Source organism: Streptomyces sp. CNQ085, from assembly GCF_022614595.1.
Taxonomy (GTDB): Bacteria; Actinomycetota; Actinomycetes; order Streptomycetales; family Streptomycetaceae; genus Streptomyces.
The window spans coordinates 1-12,525 of the sequence record NZ_JAJFAU010000144.1 but is presented as its reverse complement, the minus strand read 5'-3'; the positions used below and the strand labels follow the sequence as shown (position 1 = coordinate 12,525).

Annotated in this window: 11 protein-coding genes; 3 read left to right on the top strand and 8 right to left on the bottom strand. The window is 74.0% G+C overall.

What is annotated here, in order from left to right:
* Positions 1–16: 16 nt before the first annotated feature.
* Entirely contained in the window at positions 17–466 is a 450-nt protein-coding gene (locus LJ221_RS20085; protein WP_241718122.1) for an SRPBCC family protein, read from the bottom strand.
* Positions 467–614: 148 nt separating this feature from the next.
* Positions 615–1,376 (bottom strand): metallophosphoesterase, encoded by a 762-nt coding sequence (locus tag LJ221_RS20080; RefSeq protein ID WP_241718121.1) that lies wholly within the window; start codon positions 1,374–1,376, stop codon positions 615–617.
* Between the two features lie 280 nt (positions 1,377–1,656).
* Here LJ221_RS20080 and LJ221_RS20075 point away from each other — a divergent pair, with 280 nt between their 5' ends.
* On the top strand, positions 1,657–3,450 hold the full coding sequence (locus LJ221_RS20075; protein WP_241718120.1) for a long-chain fatty acid--CoA ligase: 1,794 nt from the start codon (positions 1,657–1,659) through the stop codon (positions 3,448–3,450).
* 72 nt (positions 3,451–3,522) lie between these two features.
* On the opposite strand, the gene LJ221_RS20070 is transcribed toward LJ221_RS20075, so the two are convergent.
* Positions 3,523–4,680, bottom strand: coding sequence for a glycosyltransferase family 4 protein (locus tag LJ221_RS20070; protein WP_241718119.1), 1,158 nt, complete (start codon positions 4,678–4,680; stop codon positions 3,523–3,525).
* Positions 4,681–4,739: 59 nt separating this feature from the next.
* On the opposite strand from LJ221_RS20070, the gene LJ221_RS20065 reads away from it, so the two are divergent.
* Positions 4,740–6,014: a glycosyltransferase 87 family protein gene (locus LJ221_RS20065; RefSeq protein ID WP_241718118.1), complete on the top strand. Its 1,275-nt coding sequence runs from the start codon at positions 4,740–4,742 to the stop codon at positions 6,012–6,014.
* Between the two features lie 56 nt (positions 6,015–6,070).
* On the opposite strand, the gene LJ221_RS20060 is transcribed toward LJ221_RS20065, so the two are convergent.
* The 5 genes from LJ221_RS20060 to LJ221_RS20040 all read right to left on the bottom strand — a co-directional run bounded on the left by LJ221_RS20060 (position 6,071) and on the right by LJ221_RS20040 (position 11,780).
* The gene (locus LJ221_RS20060) at positions 6,071–7,360 is read right to left on the bottom strand and encodes a hypothetical protein (protein ID WP_241718117.1); all 1,290 of its coding nucleotides are present in this window, start codon (positions 7,358–7,360) and stop codon (positions 6,071–6,073) included.
* A gap of 69 nt (positions 7,361–7,429) precedes the next feature.
* The gene (locus LJ221_RS20055; protein ID WP_374228513.1) at positions 7,430–8,497 is read right to left on the bottom strand and encodes an NlpC/P60 family protein; all 1,068 of its coding nucleotides are present in this window, start codon (positions 8,495–8,497) and stop codon (positions 7,430–7,432) included.
* Between the two features lie 269 nt (positions 8,498–8,766).
* On the bottom strand, positions 8,767–9,795 hold the full coding sequence (locus tag LJ221_RS20050) for an NlpC/P60 family protein (RefSeq protein WP_241718116.1): 1,029 nt from the start codon (positions 9,793–9,795) through the stop codon (positions 8,767–8,769).
* Between the two features lie 364 nt (positions 9,796–10,159).
* The gene (locus tag LJ221_RS20045; protein WP_241718115.1) at positions 10,160–11,515 is read right to left on the bottom strand and encodes an NYN domain-containing protein; all 1,356 of its coding nucleotides are present in this window, start codon (positions 11,513–11,515) and stop codon (positions 10,160–10,162) included.
* Positions 11,516–11,534: 19 nt separating this feature from the next.
* Positions 11,535–11,780 carry a hypothetical protein gene (locus tag LJ221_RS20040; RefSeq protein WP_241718114.1) on the bottom strand — a complete coding sequence of 82 codons (246 nt, stop codon included), beginning with the start codon at positions 11,778–11,780 and terminating at the stop codon, positions 11,535–11,537.
* Between the two features lie 438 nt (positions 11,781–12,218).
* Between LJ221_RS20040 and LJ221_RS20035 the strand changes: the two genes are divergently transcribed.
* The gene (locus LJ221_RS20035) at positions 12,219–12,500 is read left to right on the top strand and encodes an Lrp/AsnC family transcriptional regulator (protein ID WP_093848456.1); all 282 of its coding nucleotides are present in this window, start codon (positions 12,219–12,221) and stop codon (positions 12,498–12,500) included.
* The last annotated feature ends 25 nt before the right edge of the window (positions 12,501–12,525 follow it).

Sequence of the window (12,525 nt, the reverse complement as noted above, 5' to 3'; positions counted from 1 at the left end):
GGGGCGCCCCGCCCGCTCAGGGCTTGGCTCCGCCCTCGACGCGCTTCTTCAGCCCGTCCAGAGCGCGGTCGATGATGACCTTCTCGGCCTTGCGCTTGATCATGCCGAGCATGGGGATCTTCACGTCCACGGTGAGCTGGTAGGTCACCTCGGTGCGGCTGCCGCCGTCGAGGGCCCGCAGGCGGTACACGCCGTCCAGGGTGCGCAGCATCTGCGACCTCACCAGGGACCAGCGGACCTCCTCGGGCCCGGCCCACTCATAGGCGAGGGTGTGCTCGTCCCGGATGGCCCCGGCGTCGAGCAACAGCCGTACCCGCTCGGCCCGGCCCCGGTCGTCGGTGGAGAGTACCTCGGCCTCCTTGACCTCGCCGGTCCACTCCGGGTAGCGCCCGAAGTCGGCGATCACCCCCATGACCTCGGCCGGTGCCGCCTCGACGATGATGCTCGACCTGGTGTGCTCGGCCATCCCTGTGGCTCCTCCGCGTTGCTGCGCAACGGCTCGTGGTCCGCCGCCGTCTGCGGGGGAAGGCTACCGCGCGCGGGTGCGACGGCCCGCCCGCCCCCGTACCCCGCCCGTGCTCGTCCGGCACTCGTCCGGCACTCGTCCGGCGCCGTCACCACTCCAGGACCCAGGGCCTGCCGGTGGCGTTGAAGTGGCCGACGTTAACGCACTCGGTCCGGCCGATCCGCGTGCGCCGCGCCAGGGGCTGATGGACGTGGCCGAAGAGCGCGTACCGGGACCGCACCGCGCGGACGGCCTCCAGCAGCGCCTCGCTGCCGCGCTCGAAGCGGCGGGCGACGGTGTCGTAGCACAACTCGGGCACCAGGGGCGGGATGTGGGAGCACAGCACGTCGACCTCGCCGAGGGCGGCGACCTTGGCCGCGTAGGTCTCCTCGTCGACCTCGAAGGGCGTGCGCATCGGGCTGGGCAGGCCGCCACCGACGAAGCCGAAGCGCAGCCCCCCGATGTCGGCCGTCCGCCCGTCCAGGACGGTGGTGCCCTCCCGGGCGTACTCGGGCCACAGCCCGGGGATGTCCACGTTGCCGTAGGTGGCGTACGTGGGGGCGGGGAAGGCGGCGAACAGTTCGGCGTACTGGCGGCGCACGGCCGCCTCCACCGCCCCCGCCCTGTCCACGTCGGCCCAGAGCCGGGCCGACAGCTCGTGGGCCTCGTCGAAGCGGCGCGCGGTGCGCAGCTCGATGTACCGGGTGGTGTTCCGCGCGCCGAAGAGGTCGGGGAAGATGCCGCGGGTGTGGTCGGCGTAGTCGATGAACAGCACGAGGTCGCCCAGGCAGACCAGCGCGTCCGCGCCCTCGCCGGCCGTGGCCAGGTCCCGGCTGTTGCCGTGTACGTCGCTCACCACATGGACTCGCATGGGACCACCCTAGAAGCTCGTGCCCCGGCGCGCGGACGGACCGCGCACACCCCCAGGACCTGCGTCTCCTTCGTGGCCGCCGGCCGCGTGGACTACCCTGCTGGGGACAGTCCCGTGGTGTGTGACGCACCGAACATCTCGGCACCACCCCCTATCCCGAGCCCCGTACCGGTGGGTAACGTCCGTGGCCGTCCACCCTCAAGACCCCTGTCTTGGGCCAGAGCCGGCGGAGGTCCGTTTCCCCGCGGATCCGCGGCGGCGCCGATGAGGAGCATCAGTCTTGCGCGAGTTCAGCCTTCCGGCCCTGTACGAGGTGCCCGCGGACGGAAATCTGACCGATCTCATCCGCCGCAACGCCGCACAGCACCCCGACCTCCCCGTCATCGCCCGCAAGGACGCCGAGGACGGCTGGGAGGACCTGACCGCCCGGGAGTTCCTGGCGGAGGTGCGGGCCACCGCCAAGGGCCTGATCGCGGCGGGCGTGCGTCCCGGCGACCGGATCGGCCTGATGTCGCGCACCCGCTACGAGTGGACGCTGCTGGACTTCGCCGTCTGGAGCGCCGGCGCGGTGACCGTGCCCATCTACGAGACCAGTTCGCCGGAGCAGATCCGGTGGATCCTCTCCGACTCCGGCGCGGTCGGCTGCGTCGTGGAGAGCGGCGCCCACGCCGCCGCGGTGGAGTCCGTACGGGACCGGCTGCCCGAGCTGGCCAACCTGTGGACCGTCGACGACGGCGCGGTGCGGAAACTGGCCGACTCCGGCACACAGGTCGCCGACGCGGTCCTGGACGAGCACAGCGGCGCCGCCGACGCCGACGCCCCGGCCACCATCGTCTACACCTCCGGCACCACCGGCCGCCCCAAGGGCTGCGTCCTGTCCCACCGGGCGTTCTTCGCCGACTGCGGCAACGTGGTCGAGCGGCTCAAGCCGCTGTTCATCCCCGGCGAGGGCTCGGTGCTGCTCTTCCTGCCGGTCGCCCACGTCTTCGGCCGCATGGTGCAGATCGCCGCCGTCATGGCGCCGATCCGGCTCGGTCTGAGCCCCGACATCAAGCGGCTCACCGACGACCTGGCCGGCTTCCGCCCGACGCTGGTCCTGGGCGTGCCCCGGGTGTTCGAGAAGGTCTACAACTCGGCACGGGCCAAGGCACGGGCCGAGGGCAAGGGAAGGATCTTCGACCGGGCCGCCGACACCGCGATCGCCTACAGCCGCGCGCTGGACACCCCCTCCGGGCCCTCGCTGGGCCTGAGGCTGAAGCACAGACTCTTCGACAAGCTGGTCTACGGCAAGCTGCGCGCGGTCCTCGGCGGCCGGGCCACCCACGCCATCTCCGGCGGCGCGGCGCTGGGCGAGCGACTGGGGCACTTCTACCGCGGCATCGGCTTCACCGTACTGGAGGGCTACGGGCTGACCGAGTCCTGCGCGCCCACCGCCTTCAACCCCTACGACCGCCCGAAGGTCGGCACGGTCGGACAGCCGCTGCCGGGCTCGACGGTCCGCATCGGCGATGACGGCGAGGTGCTGCTGTGCGGTGAGCACCTTTTCAGCGGCTACTGGAACAACGAGGCCGCCACCGCCGAGGCGATGGAGGACGGCTGGTTCCACACCGGTGACATCGGCACCCTCGACGAGGACGGCTATCTGACCATCACCGGCCGCAAGAAGGAGATCCTGGTGACGGCGGGCGGCAAGAACGTCGCCCCGGCCGTCATCGAGGACCGGATCCGGGCCCACGCCCTGGTCGCCGAGTGCATGGTGGTCGGCGACGGCCGCCCGTTCGTCGCCGCGCTGATCACGCTGGACGAGGAGTTCCTGCCCCGCTGGGCCGAGGAGCACGGCAAGTCCGGCCTGTCCAGGGAGCGGCTGCTGGAGGACCCCGAGCTGCTGGCGGCCGTCCAGCGAGCGGTGGACGACGGCAACGCGGCCGTCTCCCGGGCCGAGTCGGTGCGCAAGTTCCGCCTCCTCGCGGACCAGTTCACCGAGGAGTCGGGGCATCTGACGCCCTCGATGAAGCTCAAGCGCGGTGTGGTCGCCAGGGACTTCACGCGGGAGATCGAGGCGCTGTACGCGTAATGGGGCGTCCACCGCGTGGTGCGCGCGGGCACGTCGTTCGCCGTCCTTCCGGCACCTCACAGGGCGGTACGCCTAGAGCAGTGCCCGCAGCCGGTCGGCCAGCAGGTCCCAGCGCCAGCGCTCCTCGACCCACTGCCGGCCGCGCTCGCCCATCCGGCGTCGTAGTGCGGGGTCCTTGAGCAGGTTCACGATACGGTCGGCCGTCTCCTCGGCCGCCTCGCCGCCGGGGGCTCCACCGCGCACCACCCAGCCGGTCTCCCCGTCCAGCACGGCGTCGGGCGCGCCGCCGGAGTCCCCGGCGACAACCGGCAGACCGGTGGCCGACGCCTCCAGGTAGACGATGCCGAGCCCCTCCACGTCGAGCCCGCCGCGGCGGGTGCGGCAGGGCATGGCGAAGACGTCGCCCGCGCCGTAGTGGGCGGGCAGCTCCTCCCACGGCACCGCACCGGTGAAGCGCACCGAGCCGGCCACCCCGGTCTCCCGTGCCAGCCTCCGCAGCGCCCCCTCGTACGGCCCGCCGCCGACGACCAGCAGCACCGCCTCGGGGACCTCGGCCAGGATCCGCGGCATGGCGCGGATGAGAGTGTCCTGGCCCTTGCGCGGCACCAGCCGCGAGACGCACACCACCACCGGCCGTCCGGCCAGGCCCAGCCGCTCCCGTACCGCGTCGCCGCCGGAACCGGGGTGGAAGGTCTTCTCGTCGACGCCCGGCGGCAGATGGACCATCCGCGCGGCCGCCTTCCCGGTGAGCGCGGCGGCTATCCGGGAGCGGGTGTACTCGCCGAGGTAGGTGAGGGTGTCGGTGCCCTCACCGACGCGCCGCAGCAGCTGCCGCGCCGCGGGCAGCCGGGCCCAGCCCGCCTCGTGGCCGTGGGTGGTCGCCACCAGCCGCCGCGCTCCCGCCCGTCGCAGCGCGGGGGCCATCAGCCCCAGCGGTGCCGCCGCCCCGAACCACACCGACGCGCAGCCGTGTTCGCGCAGGAGCGAGGTCGCTCGGCGCGTCACGCGCGGGGTCGGCAGCAGCATGGTCGTGGAGTCACGGACGACGGTGAAGGGCTGCTCCGCGTCGAAGCGCGCGGTGGCCTCGGCGCCCTCCCGGCCGCGCTTCCAGGCCGAGGCGTAGACGACGACCCGCTCCGGGTCCAGCCGCAGCGCCATGCTGTGCAGGAATGCCTGGATACCGCCGGGCCGGGGCGGGAAGTCGTTGGTGACGATCAGGGTCTTGTCCATCGCCGCCGACAGTACCCGCTGCCCCCGGGGGCCCGGTCGGCACCCGGTACGGTCGGTCCATGCGCCTTCTGATCGCGGCCTGGGCCGCCACCCGGACCGTGGTGCTCCTGTGCGTGTTCAAGGTGATCACGGTACCGGGACCGGACGTCACCAGTGATGTGTCGGTGATCTACCAGGGCTGGTACCGGGTGCTGAGCACCGGTGTCTTCCCGTCGGACGACGTCACCTGGCAGTACCCGCCCGCCGCGGCGCTGGCGATCCTCTCCCCCGCGCTGCTGCCCTTCCTGGAGTACCCGGCGGCGTTCTACGTGCTGGCCTGTGCCGCCGACGCCGCCGCGTTCGGGCTGCTGCTGCACGCCTCCCGGCGCGGTGCCGGGAGGGAGGGGAGCCGCGGCCGCGCGGGCGCGTGGGTGTGGGTGGCCGGGGTGCCGCTGCTGGGCCCGACGGTGTACGCCCGCTACGACCTGATGGTCACCGCCGTCGCGGTCGCCGCGCTGCTGGCACTGTCCCGCGGCCCGCGCACGGCCGGGGCGCTGGCGGCCTTCGGCGCGCTGCTGAAGGTGTGGCCCGCGCTGCTGCTGGTGGGCACGCCGCGCGGGCGCGTCACCCGTGCCGTGTGGTGCGCGGCAGCGACGGCGGCCCTGGTGCTGACCGCCGTGTTCGCCGCCGCCATGCCCGGTGCGCTGGACTTCCTCACCCACCAGCGCGACCGCGGCACCGAGGTCGAGTCGGTGGGCGCCCTGGTCTTCCACGTGGCGCGGCACTTCGGCTGGGAGGGCCGGGTGCTGCTGAACTACGGCTCGGTGGAGTTCCTGGGCCCGTACGTGGACGTGGTGAGCGCCGCGGCGCTGCTGTGCACCGCCGCCGCCTTCGGCTGGCTGCTGCGGTGGCGGCTGCGCGCGGTGGAGTGGACGGCGAGCACCGCGGCGGACGCCGCGTTCGCCGCGGTGCTGCTGTTCACCGTCACCAGCCGGGTCATCAGTCCGCAGTACATGGTCTGGCTGGTGGGCCTGGCCGCGGTGTCGGTGACGCTGCGCACCGGGCGGCAGGGGCCGCCCGCCGTGCTGGTGGTCGTGGCGACAGGGGTGACGCTGCTGGAGTTCCCCCTCAACTTCGGCAGCGTGGTGGCGAGCGACGCCCTGGGCATCACGCTGCTGGTGGTGCGCAACGGGCTGCTGGTGGCCGCCGCTGTGCTGTCCTGCGCCCGGCTGTGGCGCACGACGGTGACCGAGCCCCTGCGCCGCGCGGAGCCGGCGGCCGGGCGCGTCGGCGGGGACGGGCCCGGGGAGGGGGCCGGAGCGCCACGGCGGGAGGGCGGGCTGTTGCCCCGGTGACGGGTCCCGCGGCGAGGGGCCCCGCGGCGCGGCGCCCGTGAGGACGGCCGTACGCGCTAGCGCCGCCCGCCCAGCTCCCGCCGCAGGTACTCGCGCCAGCGCGCGGTGAGCCCGTCCATACCGGTGCCGAGCACCTCGCGGACCACCGGGTCCATGCCGCCGCCGGCCCGGCCCACCGCCAGGTACAGCTCGACCAGCTTCTCCTCGCCCCACCTGTGCGCCACCATCCGGCACAGCAGCCAGCCGCTCTCGTAGGAGCGGGCGAGCCGGTCGGCGTCCCCGGCGAAGGCGAACTCCTCGTCCGTCGGCAGCCTCCGGGGGGTCCGGCCCTCGCGGACGGCCTCGGTCAGCACGGGGGCGATCCTCCCGGGCGGGCGCTCCACCCCCCGGTAGGCGACCCAGTCGGCGAAGCCCTCCGACAGCCACAGCGGGGTGGACTCGGTGGTGTGCTCGCGGGTGGCCACGTGGGTGACCTCATGGGTCATGACGATCCGCCGCCCCTCCTCGCCCAGCAGCCGGTAGGCCTCCGGGTTGACCACGATCCGCTCCGCGGGCGTCCGGCCCCGGCCGCCCGCCTCCCCGGTGGTGACGGCTGCGATGCCCCGGTAGGAGGAGGGCGGGCCGCCCAGGAGGTCGGCCATCCGCTCCAGTGTGGCGGGGGCCTGGACCAGCACCCGGCGCGGCCAGGGACGCGGCCAGGCGTCGTCGGCGCCGGGGACCGCGCGGTCGGCGTCGTCGGCCAGCGCGCGCAGTTCGGTTTCCGGACGGCCGACCCCCAGCACCAGGCTCCGTCCACCGCGCACGACGGTCATCTCTCCCTGTTCCCAGAGCTGCCGGGTGCCGCGGCGGCCGCCGGAGGCGTCGGCGCCGTCGGAGGAGACGTACCAGCGGCCCTTCCGCTCGGTCAGGGTCAGGTACTCCACGTCCCGTACCGGTACGGGGTCGTAGCCCTCGATCCGGTAGCGCAGTTCGGCACGGACCGCGACCCGCCGGGCGCCCGCTCCCCGGTCCCCGCCGCTCCCGCCGTCCGCGTCCGGCGGGAGCGGGAAGGCGTCGTCGCCGGTGGCGGTGACGCGGTAGGACCAGTGGTCGACCGGCAGCCGGAGGAGGTTGCCGAACACCGTGCTCTGAGCGTCCCGGTAGCCGTCCGCGCGGGGATCGACGGTGGCCAGGTATGCCTCGCGGTCACCGGTGAGCACCGCCTCGGCCTGGCGGTCCAGTACCGCCTGGAGCACTCCGCGCTCCGCGGCGCCGTCCTCCGCCCGTTCCACGCAGCCCGGCTGGAACGCCAGCAGCCCGGCCACCAGTACGGCCGTCACGGGCACCCTCCGCCACCTCCGCGTCACACCGACGATCGTACGGCCCCGGTGCGGGGCGCGCGGCCGACCGGGAGCGGACGAGGGGGAACGACGGGGTCAGGGGCGGACCACGGCGGCGACCGGCATCATCCCGACCGGGTCGTACCGCACCCGCGCTCCGGGGCGGGGAGCGTGGATCACCTGTCCGCCGCCGACGTACATCCCCACATGGCTGGCGTCCGACCGGTAGACGACCAGGTCGCCGGGGAGCGCCCGCTCCAGCGGCACGTGCCGCCCGGCGTGCAGCTGCCCCTGCGAGGTGCGCGGCAGGGAGACGCCCGCCCGGCCGTACGCCCAGGAGGTGAGGCCGGAGCAGTCGAAGGAGCCGGGGCCGGCCTGGCCCCAGGCGTACGGTGCGCCGATCGCCCCGCGGGCCGCGGCGACCGCCGCGGCGGCGCGCGACGAGGGGGACGGCTCCACCGGCGCACCGGGATGCCCGGCGCCGCGCGAGTCGTGCCCGCGGGTGGCGCGCTCCCCGGGCGGGAGCCGGTTGAGCAGCCGCTGGGCGGCCGCGAGCTTGCGCTGCACGGTCTCGCGGTGCTCGCCCAGGGCCTCGCGCCTGCGCCGCAGTTCGGCGAGTTTCCCGCCCGCCTCGGCGCGCTGTTGCTCCAGCGCGCGCACCGCGCCGCGGAACGCCTTGAGCCTGGCAGCCTGGCGGTTGTTGATCCGGTCGAGGGCGGCGGCCTTGGCGAGGTACTCCTCCGGCCCTTCGGACAGGAGCAGCGCGAGGGCCGGGTCGACGCCGCCGGAACGGTACTGCGCGCTCGCCAGGGAGCCCAGGTCCCCGCGCATCCGGTTGACCCTGGCCTGGTCGCGTGCGGCTCCGTCCTGGGCCCGTTCCACCTGCTCGCGCAGTTCCTCCACGCGTTCGGAAGCCGTGTTGTAGCGCTCGGTGGCCCGTTCCGCGTCGGCGTAGAGACGGTCCACGCGCGCGCTCAGCGCGGCCGGGGCCGTCCCGTCCGCGGGATCGGCTCCCGCCGGGGCCGCGGTCAGCACCGCCGCCGCGCCCGCGGCGGCGGACAGTGCGGTGACCCTGATGCCCAGCCCGGACAGGCCGGAGGGCGGGACGCGCCGGCGGGAGCCGGGACGGCGGGGGGCGTGTCGGGACGAAGGCTGCGAGACCACGGCGGGACCGCTCTCCCTTCCGCTTCGGTGGACGGTGGCCGCCGACAGTAGCCGCAGCGGCACGCTCCGTTCACCAACCGCCGCTCCGCCCGTTCCCGTGTCCCCGCCTCCCGCGCGGAAGAGTGCCGCGGGCCGGAGCCGGCCCCCCGCCAGGTCAGAGCCGAGGTCTGGGCCGGATCAGCGGCGGGGCCCGGAGGCGGGCAGAGAAAAGCCTCCTCCGCCGGGATTCATCCGCACGGAGGAGGCCGATAGGCCGGGGTGACGGCCGGTCAGACGCGCACGCCGAACATGAACGGCATGTTGTTGATCGACTCGTAGCGCACGTTGGCGCCCGTCCTGGGAGCGTGCAGCACCTGCCCGTTGCCGGCGTAGAAGCCGACGTGGTGCAGGTCGCCGTAGAAGATGACCAGGTCGCCCGGGGCGAGCTGACTCTGGGAGTAGATCCTGGTGCCCGCGTTGGCCTGGGCCTGCGAGGTGCGCGGCAGGGAGACGCCCGCCTGGCTGTACGCCCAGGAGGTGAGGCCGGAGCAGTCGAAGGAGTTGGGGCCGGTGGCGCCCCAGACGTAGGGCGTCCCGATCTTGGACTGGGCGGCCCGGAGGGCGGCGGCGGCCCGCTGGCTGGCGGAGGCCGAGCTGCCGAGTTCCACACGGGCGGCGGAGTCGCGGCTGGCGCGGGTCTCCTCGGCCGCCATCTCCCGGCGCTCCTCGGCGGTGAGGGTGTTGAGGAGCTGGCGCGCCTCGGCGAGCTTGCCCTGGACCTTCTTCTTCTTGTCCTCGAGCTCCTTGCGGGTGTCCTCCAGATTCTTCAGCTTCTCGGATGCCTCCTCGCGCTGCTGCGAGAGCGTCCGCTGCTTGGTCTGGATCTTCTTCAGCGCGCCGGCCTGCTTGCTGCCGAGCTGGTCGAGCGCGGAGGCCTTGGCGAGGTAGTCGTCGGGGTCGGAGGAGAGGAACAGCTGCAGGGACGGGTCGAGGCCGCCGCTGCGGTACTGGGCCGTGGCCATCGAACCGAGGCTGTCGCGCAGGTCGTTCAGCTCTCCCTGACCGCGTGCGACGCTGTCCTGGAGATTGCCGACCTGCTTCTGCAGCTTCTCCTGCTTCTCCTTGGCGCCGTTGTACTTCTCGGTGGCGTGCTCGGCCTCTTCGTAGAGCTTGTCGACCTTGGCCTTGACCTCTTCTTTGGTGGGCTTGGGGTCGGCCTGGGCCGTCTGGGAGGTGAGTGCGACCGCCGCCGCTGCGGTCGCGGTGAGCACGGTCACCCGTGTGCGGTTCGGCTGCTTGGGTCGACGGTGGGACGCCACTGGGGCGAGCTCCTTCTTCCTCAGCCGCCTGCCAGGAGTGACCCGGAGGCCACCCGGCTCCGCGATGAGCGCCGCGGATTCGGCGGTTCCTCCGCTGTCGCCCCGGTTGGGCGATCAACTGCGCAGAGGTTCGGGCCAGACACTAGCCATGCGCGGTGATCGCTTCAAATCCTCATAGGAAAAATCTCGCCCGTCGGCCACATCCTTTACCATCACCCCACTGTCGGCGACCACCGTCTGACGCTGAGTACCACTACGGACGGACATTCCGGACAGGCGCGGAAAGGTGACACGGCGTCGGACACGGGCCGGGCGGTGCGCCGGAGGCGGTTCGGAAGCGGTTCGGGTGCGGCTCCGGCGCGACTCAGGTACGGCCGAGCCTCCGCAGCAGCAGCAGCGAGGCCACCGGACGGGCTCCGGCCGCGGCCACGCCGTCGGCCACCTCCCGGTCGGCGGAGACGACGACCACCGGACGGCCGGGCGGCTCGGCGCGCACCAGACGCCGGATCAACTCGTCGGCGGTCTGTCCGGGTTTGCTGAACAGCACCCGCACCCCCCGCGGCGGCGCCAGCAGCACCGGGGCCGCCAGCTCCGCTCCGTCGAAGACACAGGTCACCTCGGCGCCCGTCTGGGCCGCCAGGCCCGCCAGTCCGCCCAGCAGCCGCAGCCGCTGTTTCTCCAGGGGCAGCGACGGGTAGCCGGTCTTGGTGACGTTGTAGCCGTCCACCACCAGATGCGACTGAGGCAGCGCCAGCAACTGGTCGAGCAGTGCGGGGTCCTCCTCGGACAGGGCGCGCCGGGCGATGTCCTTCGGTGTCATCCGGCCCGGCTCGACCGCGTCCACGGTCTCGGCCGGGCGGTGCGTAGCCGGCGGCAGGGCGAGTTCTCGCCGCAGCCCCTGGGCGGCGTCCAGCACCGTGTCCAGCAGCAGCCGCAGGCGCATGTCCTCCACGCTGCGCCCCTCCCGGACCGCGCGGCGGCCGGCCTCCAGGGCCGCCTCCGCCTCCCCCAGCCGCGACCGCAGCCGGCGCGCCTCGCCCTCCGCGGCGGCCTTCTCCGCGGCGGCGGCGGCCCGCACCTCCTCCAGCTCGGCCCGGGCCTTGCGCGCCGCGGCCTCGCCGCGCTTGACGTCACTGAGCGCGCTGCGCAGCCTGCGGTTCAGTGAGTCGGCCTCCTTACGGGCGGCCTCCAGCTCCGAGCGGAGCCCTTCGGTGTGGGTGCGCTCGGCCGCCCGGGCCCGCGCCAGTTCCTCACGGAGCCGGGCCAGTTCCCGTTCGGCCTCTTCCTCGGCGCGTTCGGCCTGCGCCCGCTGAGCCTCCTCACCCGCGGCGGCGACGAGTTTGGCCCAGCCCTCCGGCCGCAGCACATAGGCGACCGCGGCCACGTCCACGGGATCGGCGGCGGCCGGGAGCGTACCGCCCCGGACGGACTCGGCCAGCTCCGGCAGCGCCTCGCACAGCCGGTCGGCGATGCGCTGCCGGAAGGCCGGGGCGCTCTCCAGCGCCGCGGCCATCGCGTTGCCCGCGAACCTGACCCGACGCTGGGGGGTGAAACGGGCGTACTGCCGCAGGGGGACGGGGAGTTCGGCGACGGTGAGGCCGCCGAGCGCGTCGCCCGTCAGCGCCACCACCCGGCGGCGCACCTTCTCTGGCAGCGGGCGGTCGAGCGCCTCCTGGTCCGGCTCACCCGGTCCGCGCTCACCGCCCGTCCGTTCCACCACGGTTCACACCCGCCCGTCGTCACACCTGAGCGCTGGAGCTGGGGCGTTCCACCAGCTCGACCTGGTCCACCGCGTTGCACCAGCGGCAGCGCACCGCCTCGATCGTCTCACTGAGCACCTCACGCTCCTCGACCCTCGGCTCCCCCGCCAGGTCCAGGTGGACGTACTCCACCACCTTGCTGGAGCGCGTCACATCGAAGCGGGTGAGATTGCCGCACATCGTGCAGCGCCACCGCGTGCCCTCGTTCGGTCGGGGAACCGGCATCGTCTTCCGTCCTCTCCTCGTCTTCCCGTGCCGCCGGCGCGTCCACTGCCGCGCCGTCCGGGCCCTGCCGTCGTCGTCCTGCCGTCGTCGTCCTGCCGTCGTCCTGTCGTTCTGCCGTCTCCGGCGCCCGGGTACCCCGGACGGCGGAGGTGTCTCCGTGGTGCGCGCACCCCGGGCGCTCGGCCGGGGGTGTTCCCGCAACCCTACGGCCTGCCGGCCACCGGGCGCGCCGCGGCGGAGAGCCGTATCCGAGCCGACACCGTCCGCGTAAGGGGAGGACCGCCCCCTCTCCGGGGTGACCCTCCCCTCCCCCGCGCCCGCGGGCCCGGCACCGGCGGCGGGCTACAGTGAACAGGCCAGCTCCGCCGGTGGTGGGACCACGAGAGCGCGAGGCCCGCCGGGGCACCGCCGCGGTCCCTCCCCGAAGAAGGGAAAGCCGTGATCACCTCGATCGTGCTCATCAGGACCAGCACCGACCGCATCCCGGAGATCGCCGAGCAGATCGCCGCGCTGGAGGGGGTCAGCGAGGTCTACTCGGTAACCGGGGCCCACGATCTGATCGCCATGGTGCGGGTGGCCCGGCACGACGATCTCGCGGAGGTCATCCCGGGCCGCATCAGCAAGGTCCCCGGCGTGGAGTCCACCGAGACCCACATCGCCTTCCGGACCTACTCCCAGCACGACCTGGAGGCCGCCTTCGCCATCGGGCTCGACTCCTGAGCCCCGCGGCGGCCCGGGGCCGCCG